Source organism: Pseudomonas tohonis, assembly GCF_012767755.2.
In the GTDB taxonomy this organism is placed as follows: Bacteria; Pseudomonadota; Gammaproteobacteria; order Pseudomonadales; family Pseudomonadaceae; genus Metapseudomonas; species Metapseudomonas tohonis.
This window is the reverse complement of sequence record NZ_AP023189.1, coordinates 466,800-482,672: the sequence shown is the minus strand read 5'-3', so window position 1 is coordinate 482,672 and position 15,873 is coordinate 466,800. Positions and strand designations below refer to the sequence as shown.

Here is a 15,873-nt window from a genome sequence, read left to right as displayed (position 1 = left end):
GGACCGGGCGGTCACGGCAGCACGGGCGGCGAAGGCTGCCGATATTCAGCTGAGCGGCCGCTCATGGCAAGCTATCGGCCCCCACCTGACCGGTTCCCCCATGCGCCGCCCCACCCGCAAGACCCTGCTCGGCCTGATCCTCGTCGCCCTCTGGCTGGTGGCCATGGCCGTCGCCTTCTGGTGGTTCGAAGGCCACTACCTGCGCCCCTTCGACCAGCGCGCGGCGGTGTTCTCCGGCGCCAACCTGCAGCTGCCGGCGGCGCTGGCCGGCGAGGGCCACATCCGCCTGGTGCACTTCTGGGACCCGGCCTGCCCCTGCAACGTCGGCAACCAGCAGCACCTGGCGGAACTGCTGGAACGCTATGGGCCACGTGGCGTCGACTTCTACCGGGTGCGCAAGCCCGGCAGCGAGGGGAACCTGCCGGCCAACCTCCAGGCCCTGCGCGAGATCGAGGCACTGCCGGGCAGCGAGCAACTGCCGGCCAGCCCTGCGGTGGCGATCTGGGACCGCCAGGGCCGCCTCGCCTACTTCGGCCCCTACAGCGAGGGGCTGACCTGCAATTCCGCCAACAGCTTCATCGAGCCGGTGCTCGAAGCGCTGATGGCCGATCGCCCGGTGGAGGCCAGCAACACCCTGGCAGTCGGCTGCTTCTGCGCCTGGGCCGACGAAACAGCGCACTGACCTGCGCTCAGCGCTCCTTCAACTGCACCGGCTGGAAGCGCTGGAAGATGGCCTCGGCCTCGCCGCTCTCGCGCAACACCTGCAATTCCCGGTTCAGTGCCTGCAGCAGCTGCTCGCCCCGGGGCGAGCCCTTGCTCAGCAGCAGGTAGAAAGCCTTGCTGGCCGGCAGCTCGACGAAACCGAGGTCGGGGTGCGCCTGGTACGCCCCCAGGGCGATGCCGCCGTAGAGGGGTTCGATCTCGCTGGGGAAGAAGTCGCAGCGCAGGTGCTGCAGCAGGTCGAGGTTCTGCTGCACGCTGGCGTAGCGCGTGGGCTCGCGCACCAGGCCGTAGGGCTCGTAGTTGTAGCCGATCACCCCGCACAGGCGGAAGTTGCTCAGGGCTGCGGCGCCGTTGATGCCGGGGGAGCGGGGGAAGCGCTGCTTCGAATAGAACAGCCCCAGGCGGGTGCGGTAGAGCGGCTCGCTGTAGTGGGCGAAGGCGGCGCGCTCGCGGGTGTAGCTGGCGTCCCAGGTCATCTCGCAACGGCCGCGCTCGGCGAAGCCGGCCAGCTCCTGCTGCACCCGCGCCCAGGGCCAGTAGGTCACCTGGTAGGCCAGCCCGAGGCGATCCAGGGCAGTGAGCACCAGGGTCGTCGCCGAACCGCTGAGGCGCTCGCGGTCCGCCTGGCCATCCCGGCGCTCCCAGAAGGTGTAGGGCGGCCATTCGTTGCTGTCGCCCAGGCAGATCTTCACCGGCTCGGAAGCTTCGAGACCGAGACTGGCCGCCAGCAGGCAACCTGCGATGAGTCGGTAGGACATCCCGACAACCCTCGTCCGGGTGGGATCGACCGCCTCCCTGCCCGTACGGCGTTCCCTCCCTGATACGCCGGTTCACCGCGCGAGCGGTTGACCGAGCATAGTCCAGCGCAGGCGCTCAGGCGTCGCGCCCCAGGCCCCGCGGAGTGCCCCCTTCCCAACGGCGGAAGGCGCGGTAGAAGGGCGACAGCTCGGCGAAGCCGCAGGCCCGGGCCACCTCGCGAATGCCCTGCCCCTCGGCCAGCAGCTCCCGCGCGCGCATGCGCCGTGCCTCGTCGTGCAGCGCCCGGAAACTGCTGCCCTGCTCCGCCAGGCTGCGCTGCAGGGCGCTGCGGCCGAGCCCCAGCGCGGCGGCGCAGGCGGCCAGGGTGCATTCGCCACGCTCCATGTGCAGCGCCAGCCAGTAGCGCACCCGCTCCAGCAACTGGTTCTCCACCAGTTGCTCCAGCTGCAGCGCGGCCTCCTGCAGCAGCACCTCGAACACCCGCGGGCTGGCGCTGCCCAGGGGCCGGCCGAGCAGCTCGCGGGGCAGCACCAGGGCGTCGTGGGGCTGGCCGAACGACGGCTCCATGGCGAACAGCCGCCGATGCTCCCCCAGACGCCGCGGGCGCGGGTGGCGGAAGGTCACGCCGAGCACCGGCAACGGGCCGCCGATGATGCTGGCGAGGGTCCGCTGCATCAGCAACGCCACGCACTCGACCTGCTGGCGCAGGTGGCCGATGCCCCGGTAGTGCAGGTCGATCACCAGGCGCGCCTGCTCGCCGTCCTCCTCCAGGCGCGCGGCGAAGCCCCCGGAAACCACATGCTGGTAGCGCACGAAGGCGTCGAGGCCCTGGCGCAGGTCACGCGCCGACTGCAGCAGGTAGCCCATCACGTCCATGGGGCGCGGGCGCATCACCTCGGCCAGGTGCAGGCCGATGTCCTCGTCGCCGGTGATGGCTGCCAGCGCCTGCCAGAAACGCGGCGCGCTGTCGTGGTCCTCGCGGCCGTCCAGCCAGGGCACCGACGGCGGCTGGCCGTACACCCGGCGGTAGGTGTCGGTCGGGTCCAGGCCGAGTTCGGCCAGCGCCTCGTAGAGCAGGCGGCGCAGGGTCGAGGAATGGGTGAGCGCGGTGCGTGGCAGCAGGGGCGGGATCATGGGGCCTCCGGTTTTGACCCTATGCTTTGCGCTTCGCTGCATTTGGTCAATGCGAGCGTGCTCCCGGCTGCGCAGAATGCGCCCACTACAACAAGGAGAACCCTCCATGAAACGCACCCTCACAGCCCTCGCCGTGATCGTGGCCGCAGTGGCCGCCGGTGGCGCCTGGTACGCCCAGGGCAAGAAGCCGCTGCGCGACGGCGAGCTGGCCCTGGAACACCTGCAGGCGCCGGTCAGCGTCCGCTACGACGAACGCGGCGTGCCCCATATCCAGGCCGCCAACGAGGCCGACATGTACCGCGCCCTGGGCTTCGTCCATGCCCAGGACCGCCTGTTCCAGATGGAGATGCTGCGCCGCCTCGCCCGTGGCGAACTGGCCGAGGTGCTGGGTGCCCGCCTGGTCGATACCGACCGCATGTTCCGCACCCTGGAGCTGCGCCAGCACGCCGCCGTCTACGCGAAGAAAATGGACATGGACAGCCCCGCCGCCCAGGCGCTGACCGCCTACCTCGACGGCATCAACCAGTACCAGGCCAGCCGCCCGGCACCGGTGGAATTCGACCTGCTGGGCATCCCCAGGCGCCCCTTCACGGTGGAAGACACCCTCTCCGTCGCCGGCTACATGGCCTACAGCTTCGCCGCCGCCTTCCGCACCGAGCCGGTGCTGACCTACGTGCGTGACGAACTGGGCGCCGACTACCTCAAGGCCTTCGACCTCGACTGGCACCCCGAGGGCGTGGTCGGGCAGAAGCTCGCCGCCAGCGACTGGCAGGCCCTCAACGGCCTCGCCCGCCTCAGCCACCAGGCCCTGGTGGAAGCCGGCCTGCCGCAGTTCGAGGGCAGCAACGCCTGGGCCGTCTCCGGCAGCCGCACCGCCAGCGGCAAGCCCCTGCTGGCCGGCGACCCGCACATCCGCTTCGCCGTCCCGGCGGTGTGGTACGAAGCCCAGGCCTCCTACCCCGGCTTCGAGCTCTATGGCCACTACCAGGCGCTCAACCCCACCGCATCGCTGGGGCACAACGGGCAGTTCGCCTGGAGCCTGACCATGTTCCAGAACGACGACCTCGACCTGATCGCCGAGAAGGTCAACCCGGACAACCCCGGCCAGATCTGGTACCAGGGCCAGTGGGTGGACCTCCAGAGCCGCGAGGAGACCATCCAGGTCAAGGACGCCGAGCCGGTGAAGCTGACCTTGCGCCGCTCGCCCCACGGCCCCATCGTCAACGACGCCCTCGGAGCGACCCCCGGCAAGACCCCGATCGCCATGTGGTGGGCCTTCCTCGAAACCGAGAACCCCATCCTCGACGCCTTCTACCAGCTCAATCGCGCCGACACCCTGGACAAGGCCCGCAGCGCCGCCGAGAAGATCCACGCCCCCGGCCTCAACGTCGTCTGGGCCAACGCCGCCGGCGACATCGGCTGGTGGGCCTCGGCCAGGCTGCCGCAGCGCCCGGACGGGGTGAACCCCTATTTCATCCTCGACGGTGCCAGCGGCGAGGCGGACAAGCCCGGCTACCTGCCCTTCAGCGCCAACCCCCACGAGGAGAACCCCGAGCGCGGCTACATCGTCTCGGCCAACTACCAGCCGCAGTCGCCCACCGGCGTCGCCATCCCCGGCTACTACAACCTGCCGGACCGCGGCCAGCGCCTGGACCAGCTGCTCGCGCAGAAGGACGTGAAGTGGGACCAGGACAACAGCCGCGCCCTGCAGCTGGAGACCGCCACCGGCTACGGCCCGCGCCTGCTCGCCCCGCTGCTGGGCGACCTGCGCGCCGCCGCGGCCGACGACGCCGAGCGCGCCCTGGTCGAGCAACTGGCCGCCTGGCAGGGCGACCACCCGCTGGACTCCACCGCCGCGACGGTCTTCGAACAACTGGTCTACGAGCTGGCCCGTGGCGCCTTCCACGACGAGCTGGGCGACGCCTTCTTCGACAACCTGCTGTCCACCCGCGTGCTCGACGTGGCCCTGCCGCGCCTGGCCGCCGACGCCGACTCGCCCTGGTGGGACGTGCGCGGCACCGACGCCCGCGAGACCCGCGCCGATACGGTGAAGGCCGCCTGGCAGGCCAGCCTCGCCCACCTGAAGCAGACCCTCGGCGCGGACAGCTCGAAATGGGCCTGGGGCCGCGCCCACACCCTCACCCACGGCCACCCGCTGGGCATGCAGAAGCCGCTGGACAAGCTGTTCAACGTCGGCCCCTTCGCCGCCCCCGGCGGCCACGAGGTGCCCAACAACCTGTCCAACCGCGTCGGCCCGGCACCCTGGGAAGTGGTCTACGGCCCCTCCACCCGCCGCCTGGTCGACATGGCCGACCCGGCCCACGCCATCGGCATCAACCCGGTGGGCCAGAGCGGCGTGGTCTTCGACCGCCACTACGACGACCAGGCCGAGCGCTACGCCAAGGGCGAGTACGTGCCGATGCACATGAGCGAAGAGGACGTGAAGGCCAATACCCAGGGAACGCTGAAGCTGGTGCCTGCCAGGTAGGTCGCAACCCGGCATGACGGGGCCCCGCGGATGCGGGGCCCTGTTCCTTGGGCCTTTGGGTGTCCCCCGCGCTCGCGAAGATGACGGAGTGAGGCGAAGCGCCCCCAACCACCGTCACCCCCCCGCACGCGGGGGCCCACCAAGACCCATCCAGCGGACAAGGCCCCCTCAGCTCCGATACAGCTTCAGGCTCTCGACCCGCGCCCGGTAGGCGGCGAGGCGGTCCTTGAGTTCGCCCTTGCGCCTGGAGGCGACGCAGTGCAGCAGCACGTTGAGGGCGCTGGTGAGGCCGCCGGTGGATTCGAGGATGAGCCCGGTCTTGGTCTTCATGGTGACGATCCAGGGCGTGGAGATGTGCCGGGCGATGCCGTACTCGTCGGTGAACACCACGAGGTCCGTGTCCTCCTTGAGGGTGTTGGCGAAGGCGATGCCGACATCGGCGTAGGGGGCGATGTCGATCAGCACCACGCAGCAGCGCTCGTCGCGGCTGTCCACCCACTGGCCGAGCACGCCCCGGTAGAGGTCGAGGAACTCCACCCCCGAGCGCACCAGCGACAGGCGGCTGGCGAAGTCCTCGGCCAGGCCGCGGATGGTCTGGAAGCCGCAGACGAACACACGCTCGGCCTCGGCGACGCGCGTGACGATGTCCTGCCAGTGCTGGCTGTTGAGCTGGTTGCCGAAGCTGACGAGGGCGTCGATCTCTTCGTTGAGGTGATCGAGCAGGTCATCGGGCTGCTTCTCCACCCGCTCGATCAGGGTGGTATTGAGCAGCGACTGCACGCGGATGTCGTCGCGCAGTTCCTCCTTCAGGCTCTTCAGCCCCTTGTAGCCGAGGCGCCGCAGGAAGCGGCTGACGGTGTTGGGGCTGACCCCGCTCTTCTCCGCCAGGCTGGCGCCGTTCTCGAAGGCGATGGTCTCCAGGTTGGCCTGGATATAGGCCCACAGGGTGCGTTCGTTCGGCGTGAGCTTGCCTTCGATCTGCTCCACTTTGCTGTCCAGCATGCCTCGGTTCCCGCCCAATATTGGAAGATTAATGTCACTGTATTGAATATTGGAAGAAAGATACTTTATGCTCCACGGCGAGGCAAAAAATAAAAATACCGTTTCTTCCGCTATCCCTTCGGCCCATCGGCCATGCAAGAGCTGCCCCAGCCAGGCCCGCGCCAGCCGCGCCGGGCCCAGAACGGAGAACAGGAACATGCCCGCTCACCCCCTGCTGCATCCTTTGCGCCGCCTCGCCGCGCCGCTGCTCGCCACCACCCTGGCCTTCACCGTCGGCGCCGCACAGGCCGCCGAGGAGCTGCACCTGTACAACTGGGGCGACTACATCAACCCCGAGGTGCTCAAGCGCTTCACCGACGAGACCGGCATCAAGGTGTCACTGGACACCTACGGCAGCAACGAGGAAATGCTCGCCAAGCTCCAGGCCGGTGCCACCGGCTACGACATCGTGTTCCCCTCCGTGCACATGCACGACACCCTGTCCGCCCTGGGCCTGCTGGAGAAGACCGACATCGGCGCCAGCCCGGCCTTCGCCAACATCGACCCGGCCTTCCTCCGCGCCAAGTCCGACCCCAGGGGCGAGCAGTGCCTGCCCTACGCCTGGGGCACCGTCGGCATCTTCTACAACAAGACCAAGGTGGACCGCCCCCTCGAATCCTGGGCGGATTTCTTCGCCCTGGCCGAATCCGGCAATAAGGTCATCCTGCTCGACGACATGCGCGAGACCCTGGGCGTCGGCCTGATCGTCAACGGCAAGTCGGTCAACACCACCGATGCCGCCGACCTCAAGGTCTCCGAGCAGTGGCTGCTGGAGCGCAAGCCGCTGGTCTCGGCCTTCACCTACGACAGCGTGCCCATGGTGCAGTCGGGCGACGTGGCCGCCGCACACTACTTCGTCGGCGCCATGATGTACGTGAAGCAGGACCCGCAGAACCTCGCCTACGTCATCCCCAAGGAAGGCGCGACGATGTACCAGGAAGACATGTGCGTGCTCAGGAGCGCGCCGAACAAGGCCAACGCCAAGCGCTTCATGGAGTTCTTCCTCACCCCCGAGATCGCCGCCCTCAACACCCGGCAGCAGATGAACGGCACGCCCAACCGCGAGGCGCTCAAGCTGCTGCCCGCCGAGCTGCGCGACAACCCGCAGGTCAACCCGCCGGCCGATGTCATGGCCAAGCTGCAGATCTTCAACGACCTGGGCAAGGACCTGAAGAAGTACGACCGCGCCTGGACCCGCGTGCGCACCGCCAACTGAGCCGCCAAGAGAGCGGGCGCGCCAGCGCCCGCCGGAGTTCTCCATGACCTGCATCGTCAACAGTGCACCGGTGGTCCAGATCACCGCTGCGGTGAAGCACTACCGTGCCCCGGAAGGCCACGCCGTCCGCGCCCTCGATGGCGTCGACCTGTGCGTCGGCGGCAACGAGTTCGTCACCCTGCTCGGCCCCTCCGGCTGCGGCAAGACCACCCTGCTACGGGTGATCAGCGGCTTCGAAGGCCTCGACGGCGGCGAGCTGCGCATCCAGGGCCAGCTGATGAACGACGTACCCGCGCACCTGCGCCCGGTGCATACCGTGTTCCAGAGCTACGCCCTGTTCCCCCACCTCAGCGTCGGCGACAACGTCGGCTACGCGCTGGACATCCGTGGCGTGGCCAAGGCCCAGCGCAACCGCCAGGTGGCCGAGGCCCTCGAACTGGTGGGCATGGCGGGGCTGGAGAAACGCAAGCCCGGCCAGCTCTCCGGTGGCCAGCAGCAACGCATCGCCCTGGCCCGCGCCATCGTCAACAAGCCCGCCCTGCTGCTGCTCGACGAGCCGCTCTCGGCCCTCGACCGCCAGTTGCGCCAGAGCATGCAGCGCGAGCTGAAGAACCTGCAGAGCGAGCTGGGCATCGCCTTCGTCTTCGTCACCCACGACCAGGAAGAAGCGCTGACCATGTCCGACCGCATCGTCGTGCTCAATGGCGGCCACGTGCAGCAGCTGGGCAGCCCGGAAGACATCTACGACCGCCCGGCCAACGCCTTCGTCGCCGGCTTCATCGGCGAGAGCAACCTGTTCGACGGCCGCGTCACCCGCCACCACGGTGACGCCGTGGAGTTCCTCACCGCCCAGGGCGACACCCTGCGCCTGCGTCGCACCGACCTGGTGCCGGGGCAGAAGCTCCAGGCCATGCTGCGTCCCGAGCAGTTCCACCTCGCCTGCCCGGGCGACCCGGTCCGCCACGCCTTCATCGAGGGCCGCGTGCTGCAGCAGGTGTTCATCGGCAAGGACTTCGAGCTGAGCGTGCGCACCCTGCACGGCAGCCCGGTGAAGGCGGTACTGCGCGCCCCCTCGCGGGAGCTGATGAGCACGCTCGAGGCCGGCGCGCGGGTGCAGCTGTGGTACGCCACCGATGCCCCGCACCTGCTGCTGGCGCAGGAGGCGCGGCCATGACCGCGCTTTCCCTCGCCGCCCGTGCGCGCCTGCGCCTGGTGGCCCTGCTCGGCCCGGCGACCCTGGTGATCGTCGGCTTCTTCCTCGTGCCCATGGCCATCATGGCGCTCTACAGCCTGCTCGAACCGGGCCTGTACGGCGGCGTGGAGTGGTCCTTCTACCCGGACAACTTCGGCCGCATCCTCGGCTGGGCCGACGGCAGCAACGAAGAGTTCGACATCGTCTACCTGGAGATCCTGCTGCGCTCGTTCAAGCTGGCGGCGATCACCGTGGTGCTGACGCTCGCGGTCTGCTACCCGGCGGCCTTCTGGGTGGCGCGGCAGCCGGAGCGGCGGCGCAACTTCTTCCTGTTCCTGATCACCCTGCCGTTCTTCACCAGCCTGATCGTGCGGCTCTACGCCTGGGTGCTGATCCTGCGGCCCACCGGTTTCCTCAACCTGGCCCTGCAGGCCCTGGGCCTGGCCGACCGGCCGCTGAACCTGATCTACAGCGAAACCGCCGTGCTGATCGGCATGACCTACATCTTCATCCCCTTCATGTTCATGCCCATCTACGCCAGCGTGGAGAAGCTCGACCGCAAGCTGCTGGAAGCCTCCGCCGACCTCGGCGCCAGCCGCTGGCAGAGCTTCTGGCGCATCGTCTTCCCGCTGACCCTGCCGGGCATCGCCGCCGGCTCGATCATCGTCTTCATCCCAAGCCTGGGTAACTTCATCGTGCCCTCGCTGCTGGGCGGCGCACGGGTGGTGATGATCGGCAACCTGGTCGAGCAGCAGTTCCTCGCCGCGCGCAACTGGCCCTTCGGCGCCGCCCTGGCGATGCTGATCATGGCCGCGATGCTGGTGTTCCTGCTGCTCTACGTGCGCTGGCAGTCGCGTTCGCAATCCAGGGAGGGCGTGGCATGAGCGCCCTCCTCGCCCGCCTCGGACGCGGCCTGCTCGGCGGCTACAGCCTGGCCTTCTTCGCCTTCCTGTACCTGCCCATCGCACTGATCGTCGCCTACTCGTTCAACGCCAACCCGGTGAACATGATGATCTGGAGCGGCGCCAGCCTGGACTGGTACCGCACCCTGTTCGGCTTCTCCAGCGCGCTGAACGAGAACGCGCTCTACGTGGAGTCCACCGACCAGCTGGTGGCCGCCCTGCGCACCAGCCTCATCGTGGCCCTGAGCACCACGCTGATCGCCACCCTGGTCGGCACCCTGACCGCCCTGGCGCTGGCGCGCTACCGCTTCCGCCTGCAGGGCTTCTACCGGGTGCTGCTGTTCCTGCCGATGCTGATGCCGGACATCGTCCTCGGCATCGCCCTGCTGATCTTCTTCGTCGGCAGCGGCATCCCCCTGGGCAAGACGTCGATCATCATCGGCCACTGCACCTTCCTCATCAGCTACGTGTTCCTCATCGTCAGCGCCCGCCTGGCGGGGATGGACACGCGCCTGGAGGAAGCCTCGGCGGACCTCGGCGCCTCGCCCTGGACCACCTTCCGCCGCATCACCCTGCCGCAGATCCTTCCCGGCGTGCTCGGCGGCGCCCTGCTGGCCTTCATCATCTCGATGGACGACCTGGTGATCACCTACTTCATCTCCGGGGTCGATGCCACCACGCTGCCGGTGTTCATCTACGGGATGATCCGTCGCGGCATCAAGCCCGAGATCAATGCCATCGCCACCCTGCTGCTGATCGCCTCGCTGCTCATCGCCTCCCTCGGGCTCTACCTGCGCAACCGCAAGCCCGCCACGTCCCCTGCCGAGAATGCCCATGGCTAAACCACGCGCCCGTGAACTCGGGCTGGCCGTCCCCGGCCGGCCCGGCCCCAACAACGCCATCACCGACGTGCCCGGCGTGCGCGTCGGCTACCGCACCCTCGATGCCGTCGCCGCCAACGGCAAGCGCATCAAGACCGGCGTCACCGCCATCCTCCCCCGGGGCCTGGAGCGCGAGCCGCAGCCGGTGTGGGCGGGCTTCCACGCCCTCAACGGCAACGGCGAGATGACCGGCACCCACTGGATCGAGCACGGCGGCTACTTCGTCGGCCCGGTGTGCATCACCAACTCCCACAGCGTCGGCATCGTCCACCACGCCGCCACGCGCTGGACCATCGACCACTACGCGCAGGCCTGGGATGCCAGCCACCTGTGGGCGATGCCGGTGGTGGCCGAGACCTACGACGGGGTGATCAACGACATCAACGGCCAGCACGTCACCGAGGCCGACGCCCTGGCGGCGCTGGCGGACGCCCGCGACGGCGCCATCGCCGAAGGCAACGTCGGCGGCGGCAACGGCATGATCTGCTACGGCTTCAAGGGCGGCACCGGCACCGCCTCGCGGGTGCTGGAGATCGACGGCCAGGCCTACACCCTGGGCGCCCTGGTGCAGGCCAACCATGGCCAGCGCGACTGGCTCAAGGTGCTCGGCGTACCGGTGGGCAAGGCCCTGGGCGAGCAACCCGGCGGGCTCGACCGCGAGCGCGGCTCGATCATCGTCATCCTCGCCACCGACGCCCCGCTGCTGCCCCACCAGCTGCGCCGCCTGGCCCAGCGCGCCGGCCTCGGCATCGGCCTGGGCGGCACGCCGGGGGGCAACAACTCGGGGGACATCTTCCTCGCCTTCAGCGTGGCCAACCCGCGCCCCCTGCCGCAGCTCACCCCGGGCGGGCGCTTCAGCCTGGAGTGCCTGAACGACGAACACATCGACGCCCTCTACCTGGCGGCGGTGGAAAGCACCGACGAGGCCATCCTCAACGCCATGCTCGCCGCCGAGGAGGCCGTGATGCAGAAGCCGGCCGGCGTGTGCCCGGCCCTGGATGGCGAACGCTTGAAGGCATTGTTGAAGGAAGCGGGGCGGGTCACGGCGTAACAGGCGGCCCTGCGGGCCGCTTTCGCGAATGAATTCGCTCCCACAACAGGTAGCCCGGGCTTCAGCCCGGGAAAGGCTTCAACGGAGTGCCCGGCAACAGCATGGGATTCGCTCCGCTCTTCCCATCCTACGGTTGGCTGGGGCTCACAGCCGATACGGAACGCTTTCGTAGATACCGTCTTGATTTCTAGTGAGCAAGGGCCAGTTTTGCGTCAAATGGCCGGCCTGATTTCAAGACGCCGTAGGCGATGCTCAGCAGCTTGCGCATGGCGGCGCAGACGATCTGCTTGCCGGTCTTGCCCTTCGCCCTCAATCGTTCGCTCAGGGCCCTGACAGCCTCGTTGTACGTCAGGGCACTGATCGCGGGCATGAACAAGCCGGCCCGCAGGCGCGATGAGCCCGTCTTGGAGATACGTGTCTGTCCCCGGTGGTTCCCGGACTCCTGCAGCCGCGGATTGAGCCCGGCAAAGGCAGTGACGGCGCGGCTGTTGGCAAAGCGCAGTGGGTCGCCCAGCTCCGCCAGGAGCAGGGCGGCGGTCTTGTCGGCGATCCCGTCAATGCTGGTCAGCAGGTCGCGCTTGCCGCGCAGATCCGGGTCGTTGTCGATGTGGTCGTCGATCGCCTTGAGGGTCTCTTCGATCTCCTGACCGATATGTTCCAGCACCGACTGGATCGAGGCCTGGACGCTGGCATCGGCCACTTCCAGGCGGTTGCGCTCCATCTGCTCGATTTCGCGCAGGTCCTCCAGGCGCCGTACCAGGGCTTTCAAACGCCGCACGGCACGGGGCTCGGGTTGCCAGGGACGCAGACTGTCCTGATGGCGCTCGCCGTATTCGGCGATCAGCTTGGCGTCGACCTTGTCGGTCTTCACCCGCTGCAACTGACTACGGGCGTAGTGGGCGATTTGTGCCGGGTTGAGGACACAGACCCGATAGCCTTGCTCCAACAGCCATTCGGCCAGGGCTTCATGGTGGATGCCGGTGGCCTCCATCACGACCCAGGCTCCGGGTTCGCTGTGTTTGTTCAGCCAGTCGCGCAAGACGGCGAAGCCCGCTTTGTCGTTGGCCAGCTTGGCCTTGGTGCGGTACTTGCCGTTGGGTTGCAGGGTGGCGAGGTCAAAGGTGTGTTTGGCGATGTCGATGCCGATGACGCTGGGCATGGATTCTCCTCTCGATCCGTTCAGACGCGATCATCACTGCACCCGGCCCAACCTTGTGAATGCGAGCTCGAGGCTCTGGATACCGTTCGGGCTGTTCGAGTGAGTGTGGAGGGGCGGAGCACTATCTACGTTGCAGGCTCGTGGCCTAAGGATGGATACGACTTCCAGCCCCTCCCCCGATGATCAGTCGGGGACTATTACCCCTGTGGAGGTATTAGTCGAGATACAAGGATGGGTCGGGCGGCGCTCCGCGAGGTACGAAACCCATCAAAGCGGAGTGCCTCCGGACTTCAATCCGGGGATGTCACCGGCGCGCTGCCGCCGGGTAGGTGCTCCTTGCAGTAGTCGACGAACAGCTGCGCCGGCTTGGTCAGCTGCGCACGCTTGAGCCACGCGGCCACCAGGCCGGAGCCGGTGACGGGCTCGGCGATGTCCACCATCACCACCTTCTTGCCGTCGTAGGTGCACTCGGAGTGCGGCCGGGTGACCAGCACCGAGAAGCCGAAGCCCTGCCCCACCATGCCGCGCACCATCTCGATGGAGGGCGAGCTGAAGCCGATGTTGGGGCTCAGGCCGAGCTCCTCGAACAGGCTGACGAAGTAGGTCCGGCTCGGCTGCACGTCGAGCAGGATCATCGGTTCCAGCACCAGGTCGCGCAGCGACACCTGGGACTGGCGGGCGAAGCGGTGGTTCTCCGGCAGCAGCGCGTAGGGCCGCTGCGGCGGCATCAGCGGGTCGGTCTCGATGGTGGCGTCGAGCTCGTGCTGGTAGAGGATCGCCAGGTCGAAGCGCCCGGCGGTCAGGCCCTGCACCAGCTCCTGCTGCTCGCCATCGCCGATGCGGATCTCCACCCCCGGGTAGCGCTCGCGAAAGCCCGCGATCAGCCCCGGCAGGTAGAGCGGCGCCACGGTCTCGAAGCAGCCGATGTCGATCTGCCCGGCCACCACGTCGTTCACCGCCAGGGCGTTCTGCTCGAATTCCCAGGCCATGCGCAGCAGGTCCTGGGCCTTGCGGTAGAAGCGCGAGCCGCTGGGGGTGAGCGACACGCCCTGGGCGTGGTGGCGGATGAACAACTGCACGCCGAAGCTTTCCTCCAGCCCCTTGATGGCAGTGGAGATGGACGGCTGCGCGATGTACAGCTTGCGCGACGCCTCGGCCACGCTGCCGCACTCCACGGTCGTCACGAAGTACTTGAGTTGTCGCAGGGTGTAGTTCGCCACGGGGCACCTCGGCGTCGCGTGCCACCTGCGGTCATGGCCGGGCAGCTTGTTGTGGGCGGGGATCGTCCCTGCGAAACATACCCCAGGCACCGCGGCATGGGCTGCCGCGCTGCCGAGCTTTTTCTTATCCACCGAGCATATTTTTAATAATTTTCCTCGGCCGAGCTCTATCGCACCATCCGCTGCACTCGACTCACGAAGCCCGGACCGCGCAGACGGTCGGCGAGCAAGTGCAGCCTGTCCGCCCCCGGCCACCTCGCGCCTCGCCCCCGTCCCGCCCCGCAGCACCGCCCGACAACCGCGAATCGCCTTGCAGAAGGACAGACACATGACCGTTGAAACCATAGAAATCGATACGCTCGTCGTTGGCGCGGGACAGGCCGGCGTGGCCATGAGCGAACACCTGGGCAAGCTCGGCGTGCCGCACCTGGTGCTGGAGCGCAGCCGTATCGCCGAAGCCTGGCGCAGCGGGCGCTGGGATTCGCTGGTGGCCAACGGCCCGGCCTGGCACGACCGCTTCCCGGGCATGGAATTCGACGTCGGCCCGGATGAGTTCCCCGGCAAGGAGCAGGTGGCGGACTACTTCGTCGCCTACGCCCGGCAGATCAACGCACCGATCCGCACCGGCGTCGAGGTGAAGAAGGTGGTGCGCAACCCCGACCGCCCGGGCTTCACCGTCGAGACCTCCATCGGCGTGATCCAGGCCAACCGCGTGGTCTCCGCCACCGGCCCCTTCCAGCGGCCGGTGATCCCGGCCATCGCCCCGACGCAGGGCGCGCTCCACCAGATCCACTCCGCCGCCTACTACAACCCGCAGCAATTGCCCGCAGGCGCCGTGCTGGTGGTCGGGGGCGGCTCCTCCGGCGTACAGATCGCCGACGAGCTGATGCGGGCCGGGCGCAAGGTCTACCTCTCGGTGGGCGCCCACGACCGTCCGCCGCGCAGCTACCGCAACCGCGACTTCTGCTGGTGGCTGGGCGTACTCGGCCTGTGGGACGCGGAAGCCGCGCAACCGGGCCGCGAGCACGTCACCATCGCCGTCAGCGGCGCCCGGGGCGGCCACACCGTGGACTTCCGCGACCTGGCCAGCCAGGGCATCACCCTGGTGGGGCTGACGAAATCCTTCGAGAACGGCGTGGCGAAATTCAATGACGACCTGGCCGAGAACATCGCCCGGGGCGACGAGAACTACCTGTCGCTGCTGGATGCCGCCGATGCCTACATCGCCCGCAACGGCCTCGACCTGCCGGAGGAGCCCGAGGCGCGCCGCAAGCGGCCGGACCCGGAATGCATCACCCATCCGCTGCTCGAGCTGGACCTGGCCGCCGCCGGCGTCACCTCGATCATCTGGGCCACCGGCTACTCCGTGGACTTCAGCTGGCTGCAGGTGAACGCCTTCGACGACCAGGGCAAGCCCCGCCACCAGCGCGGCGTCTCCAGCGAACCGGGCGTGTATTTCGTCGGGCTGCCCTGGCTGTCACGCCGTGGCTCCACCTTCATCTGGGGCGTGTGGCACGACGCCAAGCACATCGCCGACCACATCGCCACCCAACGCAAGTACCTCGCCTACCGCGACGCCTCGCAGCGCCAGCAGGAAGGCGGCCTGAACGGCAGCCCCAGGGCCCCGCAGGCCGATTCGCCCGCCCAGAAAGCCAGCATCATGGGAGTAAGTTGATGCCCACCCATACCCGCATCCGCATGTTCAACACCAAGGACACCTACCCCAACCAGTCCCTGGACAACGACCTCTGCCAGGCCGTGCGCGCCGGCAATACCGTGTACGTGCGCGGCCAGGTCGGCACCGACTTCGACGGCAACCTGGTGGGCCTGGGCGACCCGCGCGCGCAGACCGAGCAGGCCATGAAGAACCTCAAGCAGCTGCTGGAGGAAGCCGGCAGCGACCTCTCGCACATCGTCAAGACCACCACCTACCTGGTCGACCCGCGCTACCGCGAACCGGTCTACCAGGAAGTGGGCAAGTGGCTGAAGGGCGTGTTCCCCATCTCCACCGGCCTGGTGGTCTCGGCCCTGGGGCAGCCCCAGTGGCTGATGGAGATCGACGTGATCGCGGTGATCCCGGACGACTGGCAGCCGCAGCGCTGAGGAG

At 68.3% G+C, this 15,873-nt stretch carries 14 protein-coding genes; 9 read left to right on the top strand and 5 right to left on the bottom strand.

Going from position 1 to position 15,873, the window contains the following annotated elements; all coding sequences use genetic code 11:
* Positions 1-100 precede the first annotated feature (100 nt).
* Positions 101-682: a DUF6436 domain-containing protein gene (locus HSX14_RS02240; protein WP_173175235.1), complete on the top strand. Its 582-nt coding sequence runs from the start codon at positions 101-103 to the stop codon at positions 680-682.
* Between the two features lie 7 nt (positions 683-689).
* Here the strand turns inward: HSX14_RS02240 and HSX14_RS02235 are convergent, their stop codons facing one another.
* Positions 690-1,481 carry a substrate-binding periplasmic protein gene (locus HSX14_RS02235; RefSeq protein WP_173175237.1) on the bottom strand — a complete coding sequence of 264 codons (792 nt, stop codon included), beginning with the start codon at positions 1,479-1,481 and terminating at the stop codon, positions 690-692.
* 115 nt (positions 1,482-1,596) lie between these two features.
* Positions 1,597-2,616 (bottom strand): AraC family transcriptional regulator, encoded by a 1,020-nt coding sequence (locus HSX14_RS02230; protein ID WP_173175239.1) that lies wholly within the window; start codon positions 2,614-2,616, stop codon positions 1,597-1,599.
* A 106-nt stretch (positions 2,617-2,722) separates the two neighbouring features.
* On the opposite strand from HSX14_RS02230, the gene HSX14_RS02225 reads away from it, so the two are divergent.
* Positions 2,723-5,104: a penicillin acylase family protein gene (locus HSX14_RS02225; protein ID WP_173175241.1), complete on the top strand. Its 2,382-nt coding sequence runs from the start codon at positions 2,723-2,725 to the stop codon at positions 5,102-5,104.
* 168 nt (positions 5,105-5,272) lie between these two features.
* On the opposite strand, the gene HSX14_RS02220 is transcribed toward HSX14_RS02225, so the two are convergent.
* Positions 5,273-6,106 (bottom strand): MurR/RpiR family transcriptional regulator, encoded by an 834-nt coding sequence (locus HSX14_RS02220; RefSeq protein WP_173175243.1) that lies wholly within the window; start codon positions 6,104-6,106, stop codon positions 5,273-5,275.
* Between the two features lie 196 nt (positions 6,107-6,302).
* Between HSX14_RS02220 and HSX14_RS02215 the strand changes: the two genes are divergently transcribed.
* The 5 genes from HSX14_RS02215 to HSX14_RS02195 are packed head-to-tail and all read left to right on the top strand — an operon-like array spanning position 6,303 to position 11,387.
* The gene (locus tag HSX14_RS02215) at positions 6,303-7,361 is read left to right on the top strand and encodes a polyamine ABC transporter substrate-binding protein (RefSeq protein ID WP_173175245.1); all 1,059 of its coding nucleotides are present in this window, start codon (positions 6,303-6,305) and stop codon (positions 7,359-7,361) included.
* Between the two features lie 43 nt (positions 7,362-7,404).
* Positions 7,405-8,535 carry an ABC transporter ATP-binding protein gene (locus tag HSX14_RS02210; protein WP_173175253.1) on the top strand — a complete coding sequence of 377 codons (1,131 nt, stop codon included), beginning with the start codon at positions 7,405-7,407 and terminating at the stop codon, positions 8,533-8,535.
* Entirely contained in the window at positions 8,532-9,437 is a 906-nt protein-coding gene (locus tag HSX14_RS02205; protein ID WP_173175255.1) for an ABC transporter permease, read from the top strand. Before HSX14_RS02210 ends, HSX14_RS02205 begins: the two co-directional genes overlap by 4 nt.
* Positions 9,434-10,297 (top strand): ABC transporter permease, encoded by an 864-nt coding sequence (locus tag HSX14_RS02200; RefSeq protein ID WP_173175257.1) that lies wholly within the window; start codon positions 9,434-9,436, stop codon positions 10,295-10,297. The genes HSX14_RS02205 and HSX14_RS02200 overlap by 4 nt, the downstream gene beginning before the upstream one ends.
* A complete protein-coding gene (locus HSX14_RS02195; protein WP_173175259.1) occupies positions 10,290-11,387 on the top strand; it encodes a DmpA family aminopeptidase in 1,098 nt (365 codons plus the stop codon). Before HSX14_RS02200 ends, HSX14_RS02195 begins: the two co-directional genes overlap by 8 nt.
* Before the next feature lie 187 nt (positions 11,388-11,574).
* On the opposite strand, the gene HSX14_RS02190 is transcribed toward HSX14_RS02195, so the two are convergent.
* The gene (locus HSX14_RS02190; protein ID WP_116858044.1) at positions 11,575-12,546 is read right to left on the bottom strand and encodes an IS110 family RNA-guided transposase; all 972 of its coding nucleotides are present in this window, start codon (positions 12,544-12,546) and stop codon (positions 11,575-11,577) included.
* A 290-nt stretch (positions 12,547-12,836) separates the two neighbouring features.
* Complete coding sequence (locus tag HSX14_RS02185) at positions 12,837-13,766, bottom strand: LysR substrate-binding domain-containing protein (RefSeq protein ID WP_173176563.1); 930 nt, start codon at positions 13,764-13,766, stop codon at positions 12,837-12,839.
* 328 nt (positions 13,767-14,094) lie between these two features.
* On the opposite strand from HSX14_RS02185, the gene HSX14_RS02180 reads away from it, so the two are divergent.
* Positions 14,095-15,441, top strand: coding sequence for a flavin-containing monooxygenase (locus HSX14_RS02180; RefSeq protein WP_173176565.1), 1,347 nt, complete (start codon positions 14,095-14,097; stop codon positions 15,439-15,441).
* Entirely contained in the window at positions 15,441-15,869 is a 429-nt protein-coding gene (locus HSX14_RS02175; protein ID WP_173176567.1) for a RidA family protein, read from the top strand. Before HSX14_RS02180 ends, HSX14_RS02175 begins: the two co-directional genes overlap by 1 nt.
* Positions 15,870-15,873: the final 4 nt, after the last annotated feature.

Bases quoted from the DNA above. Each gene is read 5' to 3' on its own strand.
- HSX14_RS02200 (WP_173175257.1), top strand. From the start codon at position 9,434: ATGAGCGCCCTCCTCGCCCGCCTCGGACGCGGCCTGCTCGGCGGCTAC.
- HSX14_RS02190 (WP_116858044.1), bottom strand. From the start codon at position 12,546: ATGCCCAGCGTCATCGGCATCGACATCGCCAAACACACCTTTGACCTC.
- HSX14_RS02180 (WP_173176565.1), top strand. From the start codon at position 14,095: ATGACCGTTGAAACCATAGAAATCGATACGCTCGTCGTTGGCGCGGGA.
- HSX14_RS02220 (WP_173175243.1), bottom strand. From the start codon at position 6,106: ATGCTGGACAGCAAAGTGGAGCAGATCGAAGGCAAGCTCACGCCGAAC.
- HSX14_RS02195 (WP_173175259.1), top strand. From the start codon at position 10,290: ATGGCTAAACCACGCGCCCGTGAACTCGGGCTGGCCGTCCCCGGCCGG.
- HSX14_RS02215 (WP_173175245.1), top strand. From the start codon at position 6,303: ATGCCCGCTCACCCCCTGCTGCATCCTTTGCGCCGCCTCGCCGCGCCG.
- HSX14_RS02210 (WP_173175253.1), top strand. From the start codon at position 7,405: ATGACCTGCATCGTCAACAGTGCACCGGTGGTCCAGATCACCGCTGCG.
- HSX14_RS02230 (WP_173175239.1), bottom strand. From the start codon at position 2,616: ATGATCCCGCCCCTGCTGCCACGCACCGCGCTCACCCATTCCTCGACC.
- HSX14_RS02240 (WP_173175235.1), top strand. From the start codon at position 101: ATGCGCCGCCCCACCCGCAAGACCCTGCTCGGCCTGATCCTCGTCGCC.
- HSX14_RS02235 (WP_173175237.1), bottom strand. From the start codon at position 1,481: ATGTCCTACCGACTCATCGCAGGTTGCCTGCTGGCGGCCAGTCTCGGT.
- HSX14_RS02175 (WP_173176567.1), top strand. From the start codon at position 15,441: ATGCCCACCCATACCCGCATCCGCATGTTCAACACCAAGGACACCTAC.
- HSX14_RS02205 (WP_173175255.1), top strand. From the start codon at position 8,532: ATGACCGCGCTTTCCCTCGCCGCCCGTGCGCGCCTGCGCCTGGTGGCC.
- HSX14_RS02225 (WP_173175241.1), top strand. From the start codon at position 2,723: ATGAAACGCACCCTCACAGCCCTCGCCGTGATCGTGGCCGCAGTGGCC.